16 protein-coding genes are annotated in these 20,018 nt (G+C 55.6%); 14 read left to right on the plus strand and 2 right to left on the minus strand.

Annotated elements, in window-relative coordinates:
• The first annotated feature begins 10 nt into the window (after positions 1–10).
• From QEN58_RS05290 to QEN58_RS05335, 10 genes are all read left to right on the plus strand, one after another.
• Positions 11–901 (plus strand): carbohydrate ABC transporter permease, encoded by an 891-nt coding sequence (locus tag QEN58_RS05290; protein WP_071695689.1) that lies wholly within the window; start codon positions 11–13, stop codon positions 899–901.
• Between the two features lie 29 nt (positions 902–930).
• Positions 931–1,797 (plus strand): carbohydrate ABC transporter permease, encoded by an 867-nt coding sequence (locus tag QEN58_RS05295; RefSeq protein ID WP_280106107.1) that lies wholly within the window; start codon positions 931–933, stop codon positions 1,795–1,797.
• Between the two features lie 12 nt (positions 1,798–1,809).
• On the plus strand, positions 1,810–2,961 hold the full coding sequence (locus QEN58_RS05300) for an ABC transporter ATP-binding protein (protein WP_280106108.1): 1,152 nt from the start codon (positions 1,810–1,812) through the stop codon (positions 2,959–2,961).
• The gene (locus tag QEN58_RS05305) at positions 2,958–3,638 is read left to right on the plus strand and encodes an HAD family hydrolase (protein ID WP_280106109.1); all 681 of its coding nucleotides are present in this window, start codon (positions 2,958–2,960) and stop codon (positions 3,636–3,638) included. Before QEN58_RS05300 ends, QEN58_RS05305 begins: the two co-directional genes overlap by 4 nt.
• A 32-nt stretch (positions 3,639–3,670) precedes the next feature.
• Positions 3,671–4,456, plus strand: a complete 786-nt coding sequence (locus QEN58_RS05310; protein WP_280106110.1) for an L-iditol 2-dehydrogenase — start codon at positions 3,671–3,673, stop codon at positions 4,454–4,456.
• Positions 4,457–4,463: 7 nt separating this feature from the next.
• Positions 4,464–5,084: a nucleoside/nucleotide kinase family protein gene (locus tag QEN58_RS05315; protein WP_280106901.1), complete on the plus strand. Its 621-nt coding sequence runs from the start codon at positions 4,464–4,466 to the stop codon at positions 5,082–5,084.
• 115 nt (positions 5,085–5,199) lie between these two features.
• Positions 5,200–6,705 carry a mannitol dehydrogenase family protein gene (locus tag QEN58_RS05320; RefSeq protein WP_280106111.1) on the plus strand — a complete coding sequence of 502 codons (1,506 nt, stop codon included), beginning with the start codon at positions 5,200–5,202 and terminating at the stop codon, positions 6,703–6,705.
• Positions 6,705–8,192 carry a xylulokinase gene (gene xylB, locus QEN58_RS05325; protein ID WP_280106112.1) on the plus strand — a complete coding sequence of 496 codons (1,488 nt, stop codon included), beginning with the start codon at positions 6,705–6,707 and terminating at the stop codon, positions 8,190–8,192. The genes QEN58_RS05320 and xylB overlap by 1 nt, the downstream gene beginning before the upstream one ends.
• A 20-nt stretch (positions 8,193–8,212) precedes the next feature.
• The gene (tal, locus tag QEN58_RS05330; protein WP_280106113.1) at positions 8,213–9,166 is read left to right on the plus strand and encodes a transaldolase; all 954 of its coding nucleotides are present in this window, start codon (positions 8,213–8,215) and stop codon (positions 9,164–9,166) included.
• Positions 9,167–9,210: 44 nt separating this feature from the next.
• Positions 9,211–10,053, plus strand: coding sequence for a fructosamine kinase family protein (locus tag QEN58_RS05335; protein ID WP_280106114.1), 843 nt, complete (start codon positions 9,211–9,213; stop codon positions 10,051–10,053).
• Between the two features lie 53 nt (positions 10,054–10,106).
• Here the strand turns inward: QEN58_RS05335 and cynS are convergent, their stop codons facing one another.
• Together cynS and QEN58_RS05345 are read right to left on the minus strand one after the other, a co-directional pair.
• Positions 10,107–10,547, minus strand: coding sequence for a cyanase (gene cynS / locus QEN58_RS05340; protein ID WP_280106115.1), 441 nt, complete (start codon positions 10,545–10,547; stop codon positions 10,107–10,109).
• A 60-nt stretch (positions 10,548–10,607) separates the two neighbouring features.
• Positions 10,608–11,420, minus strand: coding sequence for a formate/nitrite transporter family protein (locus QEN58_RS05345; protein WP_280106116.1), 813 nt, complete (start codon positions 11,418–11,420; stop codon positions 10,608–10,610).
• Positions 11,421–11,786: 366 nt separating this feature from the next.
• On the opposite strand from QEN58_RS05345, the gene QEN58_RS05350 reads away from it, so the two are divergent.
• The 4 genes from QEN58_RS05350 to QEN58_RS05365 all read left to right on the plus strand — a co-directional run bounded on the left by QEN58_RS05350 (position 11,787) and on the right by QEN58_RS05365 (position 19,892).
• Positions 11,787–13,745 (plus strand): sigma 54-interacting transcriptional regulator, encoded by a 1,959-nt coding sequence (locus QEN58_RS05350; protein ID WP_280106117.1) that lies wholly within the window; start codon positions 11,787–11,789, stop codon positions 13,743–13,745.
• 167 nt (positions 13,746–13,912) lie between these two features.
• Positions 13,913–15,376: a TolC family outer membrane protein gene (locus tag QEN58_RS05355; protein WP_280106118.1), complete on the plus strand. Its 1,464-nt coding sequence runs from the start codon at positions 13,913–13,915 to the stop codon at positions 15,374–15,376.
• A gap of 77 nt (positions 15,377–15,453) precedes the next feature.
• Complete coding sequence (locus QEN58_RS05360; protein ID WP_280106119.1) at positions 15,454–16,704, plus strand: efflux RND transporter periplasmic adaptor subunit; 1,251 nt, start codon at positions 15,454–15,456, stop codon at positions 16,702–16,704.
• Positions 16,704–19,892 carry an efflux RND transporter permease subunit gene (locus QEN58_RS05365; protein ID WP_280106120.1) on the plus strand — a complete coding sequence of 1,063 codons (3,189 nt, stop codon included), beginning with the start codon at positions 16,704–16,706 and terminating at the stop codon, positions 19,890–19,892. Before QEN58_RS05360 ends, QEN58_RS05365 begins: the two co-directional genes overlap by 1 nt.
• Positions 19,893–20,018: the final 126 nt, after the last annotated feature.

A 20,018-nucleotide genomic window follows, 5' to 3' on the forward strand; every position in this document is an offset into this window, starting at 1 on the left:
AGGTAATCCCATGAATAAAACACGTGCTTCCGGCCGTACCGTCGGTGGGCTGAGAACGCTGTCGCTCCAAGCGCCGGCCGTGACGCTACTGCTGCTATGGATGATTGTGCCGTTAGGCATGACGCTATGGTTCTCCTTTCAGTATTACAACCTGCTAATGCCCGGCATGACCGGCTTTGCCGGGTTGGAAAACTATGAATATCTTCTCACCGACCCAGCCCTTTGGGCTGCCATGGGCAACACGTTGCTGCTGGTGGGTTGGGTGCTGGCGATTACCGTGGTGGGCGGCACCCTGCTGGCGGTGCTGTTCCAACAGGAGTTCGCGGGCCGCGGTATCGCCCGTGTGCTGGCGATCTCACCGTTTTTTGTAATGCCCACCGTTAGTGCTCTGGTGTGGAAAAATATGATGATGCATCCCTCCAATGGGGTGCTGGCGTGGCTGTCTGAGTCCATCGGTCTGCCCGCCGTCGACTGGTTCTCCTCGCTGCCGCTGACGTCAATTGTGATCATCGTGGCATGGCAGTGGCTGCCGTTTGCACTGCTGATCCTGCTGACTGCGATGCAGTCGCTGGATGAAGATCAGGTGGAAGCGGCACGTATGGATGGCGCAGGGCCGGTGGCGATTTTCTTCTTCATCACTTTGCCGCATCTAAAGCGGGCCATCAGCGTGGTCATCATGATCGAGATGATCTTCCTGCTGACCATTTTTGCCGAGATTTTTGTCACCACCTCCGGTGGCCCAGGCTTGGCGACCACCAATCTGGCTTATCTGATTTACATTCGTGCGCTACTTGATTTCGACGTGGGCACTGCCTCCGCCGGTGGAGTGATCGCGATCATTCTCGCCAATATCGTGGCGATCTTCCTGGTCCGTATGGTGGCCAAAAACCTGGAAGACTAGACCGGCACTTGTGTCTTGGGAGTACTTCGATGACAACATTAAGTTCCAAAACGGCAGCGCCACGCTCGGTATCAGGGTGGCGGTCAGCGCAAAGCAAGCGCATCTTGCTGACGCTTTTGGGTTGGACGGTGGCGCTGGTGATCTTCTTTCCGATTTTCTGGATGATTCTCACCGGTTTTAAAACCGAATCGGCGGCGATTGCTGATCCCTCGCTGATTTTTTCACCCACTCTAGAGAGCTACCAAGCGGTACAGGACCGCTCGGGCTACGCACGATTTGCGCTAAATAGCGTTGCGGTGGCGTTTGGCTCTACATTTTTAGCGCTGCTCCTTGCGATTCCGGCGGCTTACGCCATGGCCTTTTTGCCCACTAAGCGTACCAAGGGCACGTTGCTATGGATGCTCTCTACCAAGATGCTGCCCTCGGTGGGCGTGCTGGTGCCGATTTATCTGATCTTCCGAGACACCGGGCTACTCGATACCCGCACCGGGCTGATCATCATCTATACCCTGATGAACCTGCCGATTGTGGTGTGGATGCTCTACACCTTCTTTAAAGATATGCCCAAAGACATTCTTGAAGCAGGGCGTATGGACGGTGCCTCGACCCTCCAGGAAGTGTTCTTTTTGCTGCTGCCGCTAACGTTGCCGGGTATCGCGTCAACGGGCCTGCTATCGGTCATTTTGAGTTGGAACGAGGCGTTCTGGAGTCTCAATCTGACGACCTCAAATGCTGCGCCGTTAACCGCTTACATCGCCTCATTCTCGAGCCCAGAGGGGCTGTTCTGGGCCAAGTTGTCCGCTGCTTCCACCATGGCGATTGCGCCAATTTTGATACTCGGTTGGATGACCCAAAAACAAATGGTACGTGGCCTGACCTTTGGTGCCGTCAAGTAAAGGATTTTCCTCATGGCAACACTACAACTGCACAATATTACCAAGCGTTTCGGCGACACCGAAGTGATCAAAGGCATCGACCTTGAGGTGAACGACCGCGAATTTGTCGTTTTCGTTGGCCCTTCCGGCTGTGGCAAATCGACCCTGATGCGCATGATCGCCGGGCTGGAAAGCGCGACCGACGGCGATATTTTGATTGACGGCCAGCGAATCAATGACGTCGGCCCAGCTGACCGCGGCCTCGCCATGGTGTTTCAGAGCTACGCGCTTTATCCGCACATGACGGTCGAAGGCAACATGGGCTTCAGCATGCGCCTGGCCGGTGTGCCCAAGGAAGAGCGCCGCGCCAAGGTGCTGGAAGCGGCCAAGATTCTCCAGCTAGAGCCGCTGTTAGACCGTAAGCCCAAAGCGCTCTCTGGCGGTCAGCGCCAGCGGGTGGCGATTGGCCGTGCGATTGTACGTAACCCCAGCATCTTTCTGTTCGATGAGCCGCTCTCCAACCTGGATGCCGCGCTACGTGTGCAGATGCGCATCGAGCTGGCGCGACTGCACGATGAGCTGGACGCCACCATGATCTACGTTACCCACGACCAGATCGAGGCGATGACCATGGCGGATAAAATCGTCGTGCTCCACGACGGCGTGGTCGAGCAGGTGGGCTCGCCCATGGCGCTCTACCATCACCCCTGCAATCGCTTTGTAGCGGGGTTTATTGGCTCACCGAAAATGAATTTTCTGCCGGTAACGCTAACCGGCGTAACGCCTGACGGGGTCGGCATTCGGATGCCCGGCGGCGGCGAGCGCAGCGTGCCGGTCGACGGTGCGCACTTGGATGCTAACGCTACCCTTGAGCTGGGTGTTCGTCCTGAACACCTGGTACTCGAGGAGCAGGGGCCGTTGAGCGGCGAAATCAAGGTACTGGAACGTTTGGGTGGGCAAACCTCGCTTTACGTTCAAATGGACGATGAGCTAATCACTATCATGGCCGATGGCGACGTGGCCTATCGGGTCAACGATACCGTGCGCTTCGGCTTTGATCCTGAGCGTGCTCACCTGTTTGACGCGGGCGGTGTGGCCCTGCCGAGCTTGCAGCAGCATCCGTTAGCGGGGCTGACCCGCCACGATAACCGTGCCCCCGGTTCGCCTTCTGAGGAGCCTGCATGAGGACGCTCATCTTTGACTGCGATGGCGTGCTGGTCGACAGCGAGGCCCTTGCGGAAGGCACGCTGGTGGAGTATCTCTCACGCTGGCTGCCCGATCTGAATATTGATCAAGCGCTTGGTCAAGCATTGGGGATGACCACCGGGGATATTCTGCATCATCTCGAAGCGTTAAGTGCCCACACGCTGCCAACCGACGCCACAGAGCAGGTGGACACAGCCATTGAAGCGCGACTGGCTCGGGAGCTTAAAGCCATAGACGGTGTCGATAAGGCGATTCGCGGCATCACCTTGGAAAAGGCGGTGGTTTCCAACAGTCGGCGCAGCCGTGTATTGGCGTCACTGACAAGCACGGGGTTGGACAATGCCTTGGGTACGGTGCCTATTTTTACCGCTGATCAGGTGGCGCGCCCCAAGCCCGACCCCGCCCTCTATCGCCTGGCAGCCTCCCACTTAGGCCAAGTACCGCGGGACTGCCTGGTGGTGGAAGATAGTGTGGCCGGGGTGACCGCCGCCCACGCGGCGGGGATGTGCGTCATTGGTTTTGTCGGCGCCAGCCATGTAGATGCCGAGCAGTCGGCGCGGCTTATTCAAGCTGGCGCCTGGCGCATTTTAGAGCATATGCACGGCCTGGAAGCCCTGATAGACGAGTGGCAAGCCGATAGTCGACCGGCTAATTGATAAAGGCCCCGCTGAGTAACCTGGAGATAACGATGAAATTAAACAATAAAATTGCGGTGATTACCGGCGGGGCTCGGGGAATTGGTTTGGCCATTGCCCAGCGTTATTTAAGCGAAGGCGCCAGCGTGGTTGTGGCCGATATCGATCGTGCCGCTATCGATGATGCTTTAGCAACGCTGCAGCAACAGGCGCCTGCCGAAAAGGCGATGGGGGTCGAGTTGAATGTCTGCGATCAGATCTCAATTGATGCCATGGTCAACACAGTAACGGATCGCTTTGGCGGCATCGATATTCTGGTCAATAACGCGGCGATCTTTGATATGGCACCGGTGCTTGAGGTGACCGAGGAAAGCTTTGATAAGCAGTTTGCGGTCAATACCAAGGGCATGTTTTTTACCCTGCAGGCGGTTGCCCGTTCGATGGTGGCCCGCGGTCAGGGGGGCAAAATCATCAATATGGCTTCCCAGGCAGGTCGCCGCGGTGAAGCCCTGGTAAGCGTTTACTGCGCCAGCAAGGCTGCTGTCATCAGCCTCACTCAATCCAGCGGGTTGGATCTAATCAAACACCGCATTAACGTCAACGGCATCGCCCCCGGCGTGGTGGACACGCCGATGTGGGAAGAGGTCGATGCAATGTTTGCCCGTTATGAGAGCCGTCCGCTCGGTGAAAAGAAACGCCTGGTAGGCGAAGCGGTTCCTTTCGGACGCATGGGCCTGCCGGAAGATCATACCGGCGCTGCGGTTTTTCTGGCCAGCCAGGATAGCGATTACGTGGTCGCCCAGACGCTCAATGTCGATGGCGGCAACTGGATGAGTTGAGATGGCGATGACCCCTGATCTTGATGCCTTAGCACAACAGATTATTCATGCCGCCGAAGGCGCTTCCCGCTATCTAGTCGCGCTGGCAGGGCCGCCGGGGGCGGGGAAATCTTATCGCAGCGTCCAGCTCTGCGATGCCATTAATCAGCGCTTGCCGGGCCAGGCCGGGCTGGTGCCTATGGACGGCTACCACTTCGATAACGCAGTGCTGGGCGAAGAACAGGTGCCGGTAAAAGGCGCGCCCCACACCTTCGATGTAGAGGGTTTGCGCTGCGACCTCGAGCGCATCCGCCAAGCGGTTCATCCGGTAGCGGTGCCGGTTTTTGACCGCCCGTTGGATATCGCCCGTGCCGGTGGACGACTCATCACGCTTGAACAGCGCATCGTCATTGTTGAAGGCAACTACCTTCTGCTGGATCGCTCCCCCTGGCGCGAACTGCGCCCGCTGTTTGATTGGACGCTATTTATAGACGTCGATGACGTCGTGCTGGTTGAGCGGCTGATCAATCGCTGGCTTGAGATGGGCCAGGGACGAGCCGGTGCGCTGGAGCGCACCCATCACAAAGATATGCTCAACGCTCAATTAGTCAAAAATTGCTGTTTACCGCCCGACCAGCGCTGGCGCTAATACCTGCTTGTTAGACCATTTGTGCTCGCCTTTTGTGTTAACTCGCTTATATCGCCACTTGTTACCTGACGTTATTCACCCCATCGCGCCAAGTAGGCCTTGGCTGGAGAGTCCCATGACCCGACTTAACAATCACAACCTGGGCAAGCTAACCGACGATGTTGCCACGCCTAGCGATGTTGCCAAACCTCAATATGACCGCAAGACGCTCACCCCCGGCATCGTACACATCGGCGTCGGCGGCTTTCACCGCGCCCACCAGGCGATGTATCTGGATGCTTTAATGAACCAGGGCGAAGCGCTGGATTGGGGCATTGTGGGTGTGGGCGTGATGCCTGGCGACAAACGCATGCAGCAGGCACTGGCAGCGCAGGATTATCTCTATACTCTGGTGGTGAAACACCCCGATGGCCAGTATGAGCCGAGGGTCATTGGCAGTATGGTGAATTATCTGTTTGTACCGGAAGAGACCGAGACCGTCATTGAGCAGATGGCCGATCCAGCGATTCGCATTGTGTCGCTGACGGTGACCGAAGGCGGCTACAATTTTCATCCGGTGAGCGGCGAGTTCGACCTCGATAACCCCCAGGTGCGCGCCGATCTCGCTAACCCTACCCAGCCGACCACCAGCTTCGGGCTGGTAGTGGAAGCGCTTGTCCGCCGTCGTGCGCGGGGCATTGCGCCGTTCACCGTGATGTCCTGTGATAATATTCAAGGCAACGGCGATGTGGCCAAGCGTATGTTTGGCGCCTATGCCCAGGCGCGGGACGCCGAGCTAGGCGCTTGGGTTACAAGCGAAGTGGCGTTTCCAAACGCCATGGTGGATCGCATTACGCCGGTGACGTCGCCCACGGATATTGATGAACTGAGCCAGCGCTTTGGGGTAGAGGACGCATGGCCGGTGGTCTGTGAACCGTTCACCCAGTGGGTATTGGAAGATCACTTCCCACTTGGACGTCCTGCCTTTGATAAAGTGGGTGTCCAGGTCGTGGAGGATGTCGAACCCTACGAGCTGATGAAGCTGCGGCTGCTCAACGCCAGCCACCAGGCATTGACCTATTTTGGCTATTTAGCCGGATACCGCTACGCCCATGAGGTGTGCCAAGATCCGCTATTCGTTGATTTTTTACTGGGCTATATGCGCGAAGAGGGTACGCCGACCCTGGCGCCAGTGCCGGGGGTTGATTTGGAAACCTACCGCTTAACGCTGATTGAACGCTTCGCCAACCCACAAATCAAAGATACCCTGGCACGGCTCTGCGCCGAGAGCTCTGACCGCATTCCTAAGTGGCTAGTACCGGTGATTCGCCAGCAGTTGGCCCAAGGTGGCGAGATAAAGCGCAGCGCCGCTGTGGTGGCCAGCTGGGCGCGCTACGCAGAAGGGGTAGACGAGCAGGGCGAGCCCATTGAAATTGTCGATCGCTTGAAAGCGCCGCTTATGGCGATTGCCGCTGAGAACCGCCAACGGCCAACGGCCTTTATCGAAAACCGCGAGCTGTTTGGTGACTTAATCGACAGCACCCGTTTTGTTGATGCCTATTTAGCGACCCTAAGTTCACTGCATGAACGCGGCGCACGCGCTACCCTAGAGGGTCTGGCGTCGTCCAAAGGAACATTGTGATGTATATCGGGGTAGATTGCGGTACCCAGAGTACCAAGGTAGTGGTGGTAGACGTTGAGCGTGGCAAGATTCTGGCTGAAGCAAGTCGCCCTCATCACCTGGACGAGGGTGAAAATGGTCGTCGAGAGCAGGCGCCCGAGGAGTGGTTAGCCGCCTTGAAAGCGGCGTTTTTTGCTGCGTTGGATAAAGCTGCTGTATCGGCTAGCCAAGTGCGCGGCATAGGTGTTTCTGGCCAGCAGCATGGCATGGTCGCGCTTGATGGCGAAGGTATGCCGGTCTATCCCGCCAAGCTGTGGTGCGATACCGAGACCAGCGCCCAGAACGCTGATTTAGTTGCCCGACTGGGTGGCGAGGCAGGCTGTTTAAAGAAGCTGGGGCTGGTGTTGCAAACCGGCTATACCGCGTCTAAAGTCGCTTGGCTACGAGAGCATCAGCCGGATGCGTATCGACGCATTGAAAGCCTGCTGCTACCCCACGACTACCTCAATTTTTGGCTAACCGGTGAACGGGTCACCGAGGCGGGCGATGCTTCCGGCACTGGCTACTTCGATACCCGTAAGCGCTGCTGGCAGCTGGATGTTTTTGCCGAAATAGCCCCAGAACTAGACCCAGCGCGGGTATTGCCCCGGGTGTTGGAAGCCCATGAACCGGTAGGCTTTGTGTGCTCGGCGGTGGCCCGCGAACTTGGGCTTGGCGATCAGGTTGTCGTCTCCTCCGGCGGCGGTGACAACATGCTGGGGGCCATTGGCACCGGCAATATTGCCCCAGGGCTCATCACATTGAGTTTAGGCACCTCCGGCACCGTTTGCGCTTACTCGGCTGACCCTGTTGAATGCGATAGTGCCATGGTCGCCAATTTCTGCTCCAGTACCGGTGGCTGGCTGCCGCTGATCTGTACGATGAATGTCACGTCAGCCACTACGCGGGTGCGCGAGCTGTTTGGCTTGGATCTGGCCGCCTTTGGCGAAAAAGTAGCCAGCGCGCCGATAGGCGCCGAGGGTATTACCGTATTGCCGTTTTTCAACGGCGAGCGGGTGCCGATGCTGCCCGATGCTTCCGCGGATTTCCTTGGCCTGACCAGTCTGAATACCACCCAGGCTAATTTATGTCGGGCCGTGGTGGAGGGGGCCACTTTCGGGCTACGCTATGGGCTGGAATTGTTGGGCGATTTACCCGCCGGGGCGAGTCAGATTCGATTGATCGGTGGCGGCGCTAACAGCCCCGTATGGCGGCAGATGGTAGCGGATATTACCGGTACCCAGGTGATTTGCCCTGAGATTACCGACGCGGCCGCGCTTGGCGCGGCAATACAAGCGGCTTGGTGTGACCAGCGTTCAGGGGGCGTAACTCTGGAGGCCTTGTGTGAGCGGCTCGTCCATTTGGATGCCAAGTCGTTGGCCGACCCACAACCAGAGAGTGTGGCCGCCTACCAACCGATTTATGCGCGTTATTGCGCAGCACTTGAACAACGCCATGGCGGCGCTTAAAAGCATATCAAGGAGATTTTATGACCAGCCAGCTGCAACAGTTAAAGCAACATTCGCTTGTCGTCGCCGACACCGGAGATCTTGAGGCTATTCGCCGTTATCAGCCCCAGGATGCCACCACTAACCCGTCGCTGCTGCTCAAAGCGTTTAGCCTGTCCGGTTACCAAGCGCTGATCGACGAAGAGCTGAGCAGCGTAAAAGCCTCTGGCGGCAACCGTGAAGAGCAGGTCAAGCATGCCGTTGACCGTCTGGCGGTGGCGATGGGCAGTGAGATTTCCGCCGTGGTACCGGGCCGTGTCTCCACCGAAGTGGCGGCTCGTTTGTCGTTTGATACTAAGGCCAGCATCGCCAAGGCCCATGAGTTAATCGAACTGTACGACGCTCGCGGCGTGTCACGTGACCGTGTGCTGATCAAGCTGGCCTCCACCTGGGAAGGCATTCGTGCCGCCGAGGTGCTCGAACGCGAGGGCATTCAGTGCAACCTGACGCTACTGTTCAGCGATGCCCAGGCCCAGGCCTGCTTTGATGCCGGGGTATTCCTGATCTCTCCCTTTGTCGGCCGTGTGACCGATTGGTATAAAAAAGAGACCGGCAACGACTACACGCCGGAGAACGATCCAGGCGTTCAGTTTGTTCAGGGTGTTTGTGAGCGTGCCAACCAGGGCGGTTACGACACCGTGGTAATGGGTGCGAGCTTCCGCACCACCGGCCAGGTGCTCGCCTTAGCAGGCTGCCCAAGGCTAACGATTTCGCCTGCCTTACTGGAAGAGCTGGATGCCACCGAAGGCAGCGTCACCGCGCAGATTCAATCTGGCAAAGGCAGTGGCAAACCTACTGAGCCGCTAAGCGAAACTGCCTTCCGCTGGGGGCACAATCAAGACGCCATGGCCAACGACAAGCTCGCTGAAGGTATCCGCCGCTTCCACGATGATCAGTTGGAACTGGAATCATTGATCGATAAACGGTTGAATTAATCTACAAACCTTCGGACGCACTCATCCCTATAGGGAGTCACGCGATGGATGCCACCCTGAGCCATTTGCTCGAGTCTATCGAGTTAACCCCCACCGGCGCTTTGCAGCCGCTCAGTGGGGGTGATATTGCTGCCGTTTATCGCTTGGAGACCCAGCAGGGGCAGGTGGTTATCAAGCACGACGATGCGGCGCGGGTGCGCGGTGAAGCCGAGGGACTACGGGCTTTGCGTAGCGCCTGTGATAAGCTTGTGGTGCCGGAAGTGCTAGGTTTATCGGCGGGCTGGCTGGTCATTGAGTCATTAGACACAGTGCCTGGGCAGCCGATGAGCGAGGCCGCGCTTGGTGAAGGGCTGCGCGGCCTGCATAGCGTAATTGGCGATGCCCACGGATGGCATCAAGATAATGCCTGTGGGCAAACGCCTCAGCCGAATGCCCCGCTTAGCGACGGGCGGGCTTTTCAGCGCGTGCGGCGCCTACTTCCGCTATGTGAGGCATGCCACCAGCATGGTCTATTGGGTAATGAACTGCGAGGGCGTATCGAGCGCTTAGCCCATGATTTAGAACACTGGTTGCCGAATGCACCGCCCGGCTTGCTACACGGTGATTGTTGGTCGGGGAATGTACTCTTCACCACCAGGGGGCCAGCGATTATCGATCCGGCCGTGTATCGCCACTACCCAGAAGTGGACGTGGCGATGCTGACGCTATTTGGTTCGCCGGGCGAGGCATTTTTTGACGCCTATTGGAACGGTGACGCCCCGACCGATTGGCCGAGGCGTGAAGCCCTGTTTCAGCTCTACCCCTTACTGAATCATCTGCTGCTATTCGGTGCCGGTTATCGTTCGGCGGTTGAACGCTGCGTGGCGAGGCTTGAGTCCTTCACTTGAGTTATCAGGGTCTAATATTTCATCAGGATCTAGATTTTATCTGGGCCTAGGTTTTACCAAGACTTATAGGGCAAAAACTTACCATTTAAGGTTAATAATACCCGGTCGCCTTTGGGGTCTTCGATTTTGTCGACCTCCATGGTGAAGTCGATGGCGCTCATAATGCCGTCGCCAAACTTCTCCTGCACCACATCTTTAAGGGTCTCACCGTACACACCGACGACTTCATAGAGGCGGTAGATAAAGGGATCCTGGGGGATCGCTTCATCCCAGGCCTTGGTGGGAAACGCCACTAACGCTTCGGCGACATCGCTTTCCACGCCCAACGTATCGCATATCTGTTGAGCAACGTCTTTGCTTGCGCTATTCATGCCGTAGCAGGCGGAGGCGACCCAGACTGGCGACATGCCGACCGCTTTACCAATATCGTCCCAGCTCATCTTTTTACGCGCTTTAGCGGCGAGCAGGGTATGACGCATTTCGAGCTTATCCATGATGGTTCTCCTCTAGAGTGAAGGGCGTTTGACGCCCTTTTTGGCCTATTAGGCTTGATATCAAGACAACACTTTTTTGGCTTGGGTACGGACGTGGGTGGTATAGAGAACCAGTCCAACCAGTGTCAGACCGCCTACCAGGTTGCCCAGTACGGTGGGGATTTCGTTCCACATAATGTATTGATACAGGGTGAAATCAGCACCCAGCATGAGACCAATCGGGAACAAGAACATGTTGACCACGGAGTGCTCAAAACCTAGATAGAAAAACACAATAATCGGCATCCACATGGCCATGATTTTGCCGGACACCGTTGTGGAGATGGCAGCGCCAACCACGCCCATGGATACCATCCAGTTGCAGAACATGCCTCTCAGAAAGAGCACAATCCAACCGGCAATGCCAGCATCCTGATAACCCACGGTACGGCTTTCACCGACGGCCATCATCGTTTGTCCAACAGCGTTGATCTCCTCAGTACCACCCATGGTGAAATTCAAGTAGCCGAAGGTGGCAATAAATAGGGCGCCCCCAAGGTTGCCAAGCCCCACCAGCGCCCAGCACTTCAGCATTCTCGGCAGTGTCACGCCGGGTCTTTTGTCGAGCCATGCAATAGGCACGAGCATAAATACCCCGGTGAGCAGGTCATAGCCCATCAGATAGAGCATGACGAAGCCCACGGGAAAGAGCAGCGCCCCAATCAAAAAGTGGCCGGTTTGCGTAGCGATGGTGATGGCAAAAATAACCGCCAACGCAAGGGTCGCCCCCGCCATAAAGGCACGGATAAGCGTATCCCGGGTGCCCATATAGACTTTTGACTCACCCTGGTCCACCAACTTGGTGACAAATTCACTGGGCATTAGATAAGACATAAGCATGTCTCCTGTGTCATTTCGGTTAATGAACGCCTAACCCAAGAGTTTTAATGTTTCCTGCTAGGAGCCATAAATAGGAGCAATAAAACCGATGGCTGCGCCGTCCTGGTGCAAAAAAGATTAAGCGTGTGGCGCTATCGCACTGTCACCTAACTACTGCTATTTGCGTGCCAATTCGCGCTTATTGTTTTTAATTATCTGTTTTTAATTAATTAATTAATTTTACGAAGATGTTTTTGAAACGCTTGATGCGTTACGAAAAATCGTAATTAATGATATTTCGTTGATTTATTGACGAAATTTCGTAAATGGCGCGGGAATTGAATGGTTAAGGAGAGACCACCTTTAACCATGGATATGCCAATGGATGAGCAAAAACGCACTCACGCCGCAGCCTTGATGGGCGGCTTCTCACCCCTAGCGATGGTCGTGGTCGACCCTTTTGCCGATCAGTTGCTAGACGCTAACCCTGCCGCCTGTGAGTTGCTGAATATTGGTGAAGCACTCCCTCTAAAGGCGCCTTTTAGCCATCGTTTGAGTGCTTCACTGCCGTTATGGGTGTGTTTTACCGATGAGGCGCTGGTGCAAAAAACGGCCTGGTCAGATGACCTAGTGATACTAGACATGCTGCGCCAGCCTTATCGAGTAGAAGTTTATGCTCAGCATATTGAAGACTCTTCGCAGCTGTTACTGACGCTGATCGACCGCAATAAAGCTGAGCAGCGGCGAGCAAAAGCGGAATTAGGCCGCCAACACCGCCAGGGAGAGGTGGGCTGGCAGCGGGTCGAGCAGGTATTCGAACAGATTGAGAAACAGAACCAGCTGATTCTGGGCGCGGCGGGTGAGGGCATTTATGGCCTGGATGCAGAGGGTAAAACCACCTTTGTTAATCCCGCTGCTGAGCGCATTCTGGGCTGGAGTACCGAGGATATGGTAGGCCACGGCGCGCACCTGATGTTCCACCACACACACGCCGATGGCAGCCACTTCCCGGTGCAGCAGTGCCCTATTCACGCATCGTTTAGCGATGGCCAGGTGCATCACGTCGATAATGAAGTCTTCTGGCATAAAAATGGTGAAGCGATTCCGGTTGAGTACACCAGCACCCCCATTTTTGAAATGGGCCGCTTGGTAGGGGCTGTGGTGCTATTTCGCGATATTCGCGAGCGCAAGCGCGCCGAGCAGCAACTGCGTGATGCCCTTGTAGAGGTGGAGTCACTCAAGCAACGTCTGGAGCTGGAGAATGAGTACCTTCAAGAAGAGATAAAAGCGGAGCTTAACCACCGCGATATTGTTGGCAATAGCCCGGCGGTGGCAAAACTGATCCAGCAGATTGAGCTGGTTGCACCTACTAGCGCCAACGTGCTGATCAGCGGAGAGTCGGGTACCGGCAAAGAACTGATTGCCCGCGCCATCCATGCGGGGAGTACACGCAGTGATCGACCACTGATCCGTGTGAACTGTGCGGCTATTCCCCGTGATCTGTTTGAGAGCGAGTTTTTTGGCCATGTAAAAGGCGCCTTTACCGGCGCGGTACAGGATCGTCCAGGGCGCTTCGAACTTGCACACGGCGGCACGCTATTTTTGGATGAAGTTGGTGAAATCCCTTTGGAACTGCAGAGCAAGCTGCTGCGGGTGTTGCAGGATCAGCAGTTTGAGCGCGTGGGCGATAACCGCACCCGCGAAGTGGATGTGCGGGTGATTGCTGCTACTAACCGTGAGCTACGTGACATGATCGACGCGGGCCACTTTCGGGAGGATCTCTATTTCCGCCTCAACGTGTTCCCGATTGATTCGGTACCGTTGCGCAAACGAATAGAAGATGTACCGCTACTGGCACGGCATTTTTTACAGCGTGCCTGCCTGAAATTTAATAAACCTGGAGTACGCATTCCTCCCGCCCAGTTGGAAATTCTTCAGCGCTACCCATGGCCGGGCAATATTCGTGAGCTGGAAAACATTATTGAGCGCCAAGTGATTGTGACCCAGGACCGCCGCTTGATGTTTGATGACCTGCTGTTGGGGGAGCCACCGCGCTCAATAGGTCGTACTAACCCGGTGCCCGCGTCAGCCCACGCTAGCGTGGAGAAAAGTGAAACACTGCTGCTGACCGAACATGCGCTTGGCCAGCGCCAGCGGGAGAGCACGATTGCCGCTCTGGAGCGGGCGGGAGGTAAAGTTTCAGGGGCAGGAGGTGCGGCGGAGCTGCTGGGCATCAAGCCCACTACGCTTGCTTCACGCCTGAATAAATGGGGAATTGATACACGGGAGTTTCGCAAAAGAAAGTTCGATTTATCGCCAACCCATCACGCTTTGGACTAAGGTAAGCTGAAAGCGACTTGACAATAGGCTGTACACACAATTTTAGATTGTTCAAGGCTAGCATACATACATGAATGTAACTATAATGCTCATCTTTCTGAATGGTTTAATGCGCTAATTGGTTTAGCACTTGCGCCATCCTGACGTTGATACCTAGAGGCAATCCCATGCGACTGGCACACTGGGCAGTCAATGCCCCTTTACGACCCCTAATGTTAGCGGTATTCGCCGCTTCCTTTGTTTTGCCTGCTCAAGCTGCCGACCTCATCACGATTACCCGTGATGCGTTGGACAATAACGCTGAGCTTGCTTCGGCACGTTCCGAGTATTTGGGCGTTGAAGCAGGTAGAGATGTTGTTCAAAGTGGCTTGCTCCCCCAAATCAACGCGTCGGGCACCGTGGCGCATAATGAACAGTATGAAAGTCAGGGTTCAACCCGAGCGGGAGCAGGTACTGGCACGGGTAATGTGAGTGCAGGTGATGACCGTTACAACACCGTATCGCTCTCGTTAGAAGCCACCCAAGCGCTTTATGATGAAGTCACTCGCCGAGAAGTCACTCAAGCCGAGCGTCAAATTGACCAGCAGTTTTATCTGTTAGCGGCGACCGAGCAACAGTTGCTAATCGATGTGGCCAGCGCCTATTTCGACATTCTGCGTGCTTACGAAGTGCTAGAAGCGCGTTTAGCTCAAGAGCGGGCCATCGGTCGTCAGCTTGAGCAGGCGCGCGAGCAGTTTGAAGTTGGTTTGATTGCAATTACTGAAGTTGAGGAAGCGCGCGCCACCTTTGACCAATCTCGTGCTGATCGCATTACCGCAGAGAGTAATCTGCAGGTGGCTTTTGAGGCATTAGAGCAATTGACCGGCCAGCGTTACGCCAGCATTGAAGCGTTGGGCGACAGCATGCCAATTGCACTCCCAGAGCCAAGCAGCCGCGACTACTGGGTGGAGCAAGCCCTTGAACTTAACCCTCAAGTATTAGCTCAGCAGGCGGGCATTGAGGTTTCCCGTAGCGGCGTGGAAATTGCCCGTGCGGGTCGTTTACCCACCCTTCAAGCCTTTGGTAACTATCAATATGGTGACAGTGATATTGATAATACCACCGGAAACGACTCCTCTAGCCAGGTGGGCTTAAGAGCCAATTTGCCGATCTACACCGGCGGTAGTACCAGTGCCAGCATCCGCCAAGGGACTTACCAACTGGAAAGTAGCCAGTACGATTTTGAGTCCCAGCGGCGTTCGTCGATCCAACAAGTCCGCTCGCTGTATACCCAAGTCAGCAACGATGTGGAAACCGTTGAGGCCCGTGAGCAGGCCATCGTTTCAAACCAGAGTGCACTGGAGGCCACTCGCGCTGGTTATGAAGTCGGCACCCGTAACATCGTGGATGTTTTGAATGCTGAGCAAAATCTCTATAACGCCATCGCCAACTACGCAGAGGCTCGCTACGACTACGTGGTGAATCTACTCTCGCTGCGCCAGCAGGCTGGCCGACTGGATGTCGGTGCCATTGAGGAAGTCAATGCGTGGTTAACCGGCGATGAAGTGAACTTTACCCTACCAGAAAGCGGCGGCAATGACCGCTATGAGCCCGCGCTCAACATCGGTGCACCGCCCCAGCCTGGCATGTAATTGCCCGTCGGTGGGAAGTGATTCAGGTGCGGATGTGCTATCGGTCACCTTAAAAAAGATATATGGGAATGCAACGTATGAAGAAGATGATTCACTCACGCCGAGCGAGTCTGGTGACGCTAGTAGCTGCGCTGGCACTTTCAGCCTGCGGTCAAGAACAAGCCGAGGCACCTCAACAGGGTGCCCAGCAAGAAGCACCGCCCCATAAGGTCGAAGTGGCCGAAATGGCGCGTCAAGACATACCGCTGGATAAATCTTACCCCTCGTTGCTGCGCAGTGACGATGAAGTCACCCTGGTTGCCCGTGTAAACGGTTTTCTGGAGGCGCGCCACTTTGAACCCGGCCAGTTGGTGGAGGAGGGCGATAATCTCTATACCATCGAGCCAGATCTTTATCAGGCAACCGTCAACCAGCGTGAGGCCGATTTACAAAGTGCTCGTGCCGAGCTTTCACGCGCCCAGCGTGATGCCCAGCGCTTCGAGCAGTTGCTGAGCCAGAACTCGGTAAGCCGTCAGCAGTATGACCAGGCATTGGCCGACCAACGGGTCGCTCAAGCGAGCGTTGCTCAAGCAGAGGCTGCCTTAACCAGCGCTAACCTGGACTTAGGCTATTCGCAGGTGACCGCCCCTGTTTCGGGCATGATTGGTTTGAGCCAAGTCAACGTCGGTAATCTGGTCACTTCCGGAACGGAACTGGCCACTATAACGCCTTTAGACCCGCTGGAAGTTCGCTTCCAACTGCCTCAGCGCGACGCTTTTGAGCTGCGCCGCCAGTTGAGTGAGGGCGGTGAAACGTCAGATATTCACGCACGTTTGAGTATTCCAGGTGTGAGCGGCGGCAGCGATTCCCAATTGGAAGGGCGTTTAGACTTCCTGGGTTCCAGTGTGGATCAAGGCACTAGCACTGTTCAGGCATCCGCAACGTTTGAAAATCCTGATGCTAGCGTACTGCCCGGCCAATTTGTGCGCGTTCGTATTGAAGGCTTAAAGCGCTTTGATGTCTTGGCCGTGCCAGAAATCGCTGTGACCCAAGGCTTAATGGGCCCGCAGGTGTATGTGCTAGACGAAGAGAATAAGGCTCGCGAACAGACGATCTCTTTAGGCGAAGTGGCAGGCCCTTGGCAGTTGATTCGTGAGGGCATCGAGCCGGGGGATCGCGTTGTTGTCGGCGACCCTGCCGGTTTAGAACCCGGTATGACGATTGATCCACAGCCGTTTAGTGGCGACGCTGAGGCGGTGGTCGAAGAGGCCGAGCAAGAAGAAGCGCAAGAGATGAAAGCGGGGGCAGCCGATGGCCAACCCGCTGAAGGGGAAGAGGGTGCGCAATAATGAACTTCTCTAACTTCTTCATCAGTCGGCCGATATTTGCCACGGTACTGGCGATAATCGTGACGCTGGTGGGCGTGATGTCCATGCGTATACTGCCTATTGAGCAGTATCCCAACGTGGTACCGCCAACGGTATCGGTACAGGCTCAGTTCCCCGGGGCGGATGCGGAAACTGTTGCACAGACCGTGGCGGCACCTATCGCAGAAGCGATTAACGGCGTTGAGGACATGCTTTACATGACCTCAAACAGCTCCGATAACGGCACTATGAGTTTGAGCGTGGCATTTAATATCGGCACCGATGGCGATATTAATACGATTAACGTGAATAACCGCGTTCAAGGCGCGCTCTCTCAGCTACCTGAAGCGGTGCAGTCGCAAGGCGTCACCGTTGAGCTTCGTTCCGACTCTATTTTGATGTTTATCGCGTTGACCTCGCCGGACGGCGACTACGACAAAATTTACATGCAGAACTACGCTACCCTCAATGTGCTTGACGAACTTCGCCAGGTACCTGGGGTAGGTAATGCAGAAGTACTGGGTGGCGGCGAGTTTGCCATGCGAATCTGGATGGATCCGGATAAGTTAGCCCAGTACGATCTCACTCCTAGCGAAGTAGCCAGTGCGATTAGAGCGCAAAATACGGAAGTGCCAGCGGGAAGTTTGGCATCGACGCCGCAAAGTGATCCACGCGCGTACACCTATACGATTACCGCTGGAGGTCGCCTCAATAATGTCGATGACTTCCGTAACATTTACTTGCGTACCAATAACGACGGCTCTTCACTACGTTTGGAGGACGTTGCACGCCTTGAGCTTGGGGCTTCTTCTTACGGGGTTGATGCGCGTTTGAACGGCTCAAGCATGGCGCCGATTATTATTAATCAACAGCCCGGTGCAAATGCGCTGGAAACTGCTCAGGGTGTGCGTACGGCGATGGAAGATTTGTCCACTCGCTTCCCGCCCGGGCTTGAGTATGTGGCACCTTACGATACCACGCTGTTTATCGATGCCTCGGTAGAAACGGTCATTCATACCTTCATTGAAGCGTTTCTAATCGTTATCGTCATTCTGTTTATTTTCTTGCAGAACTGGCGCTTCACCGTGATTGCAATGTCAGTGGTACCGGTAGCGGTAGTGGGTACGTTTGCGGGTTTCTATCTATTAGGCTTTTCGATCAATCTGCTGACACTATTTGCGCTGGTGCTCTCGATAGGGATAGTCGTCGATGATGCGATTCTGGTGGTGGAGAACGTCGAGCGCGTGCTGAGTGAAGAGGATGATATCAGCGTGCGCGACGCCACTATCCGGGCCATGAAAGAAGTTGGCGGGCCAGTGATTGCGACCTCGCTGATTATGGCCGCTGTGTTTATACCCGTGGCTTTCCTGGGCGGCTTTACCGGACAGATTTATCAGCAGTTTGCGATCACTGTGGCGCTCTCGGTGGCGCTTTCTGCGGTGATGGCGTTGACTTTTACACCAGCCCTATCGGCGATATTTATTAAACATAAAATCGCGGGCGCCGGTCAATCCAAGTTCAAACGTGCCCTGAATACACCGTTTCGCCTGTTTGACCGGCTGTTTGCCGGTATTACCGCCGCCTATATGTGGGTCGTAAAAGGCTTGGTGCGGTTTTGGCTGCTGGCGCTAGCGCTAACGGTGCTCACGGGCGTGGGCTCTTACTGGCTTTACGCTAATACACCCTCAACGTTGGTGCCTGAAACGGATCAGGGGGTTGTGTTGGTGAGCGTGTCGTTGCCGGATGCGGCCTCGCTTGACCGTACTCAACGTTATATGGCGAAACTCAGTGCGGCGATTGAAGATATTCCCGGGGTGGAATACTCCTCAGCGGTGGCGGGGTATGACATCCTTTCAAGCGCAGTGAATACTGCTCGCGGAGTAATGTTTATCAATCTTAGCCCTTGGTCTGAGCGTGAACTGACAGCCAGCGATCTGGTCGGGCGTATTATGGGGCTAGGCGCAAGTATTGATGGTGGCTCTGCCATGGCCTTTAATTTGCCGCCGATCATGGGGCTTTCGACCACCGGCGGGTTTACCGGTTACCTTCAGTCCTTTGACGGAGCATCGACACGCGAGCTCTATCAGGCTTCGTTGCAAATAATGCAAAAGGCTAACCAGCATCCCGCCTTGAACCGGGTCTTCACCACCTTCAACGTGAACGTGCCGTCATATCGCGCCAATATCGACCAACAGAAAGCGTTGAGTTATGGCGTGGCACTGGAGAATATTAACTCGGCCTTAGGCAATACGTTTGGTAATGGTTTTGTGAACTACTTTAGCTATCAAAACCGCAACTTCCAGGTGTATCTGCAAAACGAAGACGAATTCCGTAAAACACCGGAAGACGTTAGCAGCGTCTATGTACGCGGCGGCAACGGCGAACGTATTCCGCTTTCCGAATTTGTCGAGCTTGAGAGCCAAACCGGCCCGGCAGTCGTATCACGGTTTGGGGTTTACGCGGGTGCTCAGTTCCAGGGTGAGCCTGCGGCTGGCTACAGCTCTGCCCAAGCCATTGAGGCGATGGAAGGGATCGTACAAGAGACGCTAGGCTCTGACTGGGGCATGGGCTGGACCGGCACGGCTTATCAAGAGTCCAACATGGGCAGCGCCGCGACGCTGGCTATCGTCTTCGGGCTATTGATGGTCTTCCTGATTCTGGCGGCTCAGTATGAAAGCTGGTCGTTGCCGCTGGCGGTACTCACTGCAACGCCCTTTGCCTTCCTTGGTGGTATAGGTGGCATCGCGCTGCGCGGGCTGGATACCAGTGTGTATGTGCAGATCGGTATGCTGGTGGTGGTCGGGCTTGCGGCGAAGAACGCGATCCTGATCGTTGAGTTCGCCGAGCTGCAGCGTAAGGAACAGGGAAAATCAATCCGTGAAGCGGCGATTACCGCGGCAGAGCTGCGTTTCCGTCCCATTGTAATGACTTCCTTGGCGTTTATTTTCGGCACCTTGCCGTTGGCCTTGGCGACCGGCGCCAGCGACGTGAGCAGCCACCATATTGGCACCACGGTGGCCATGGGCATGTTCTCTGTTGCCACCTTGGGGAGTCTGTTTATTCCCAGCTTTTATGCCATGATTGCGACAGCCTCTGATTGGTTGGGTCGCAAAATGAAGGGGGAAAAGCATGATTCCAATCGGACAGCGCTGGAGCACGACCAGCATTAACGCTTAGCGGTTACCTTTTAGCCCTTAGCGAACAACAAAGGGTGAGAACAAGCGGGTGTCATCTTCGGGTGGCGCCCGTTTTTTATTGCGATGATCGAGATCAAGGTAGTGCTGGCGGCCAAAAGC

Origin of the sequence: Halomonas alkaliantarctica, from assembly GCF_029854215.1 — a bacterium.
In the GTDB taxonomy this organism is placed as follows: domain Bacteria; phylum Pseudomonadota; class Gammaproteobacteria; order Pseudomonadales; family Halomonadaceae; genus Vreelandella; species Vreelandella alkaliantarctica_A.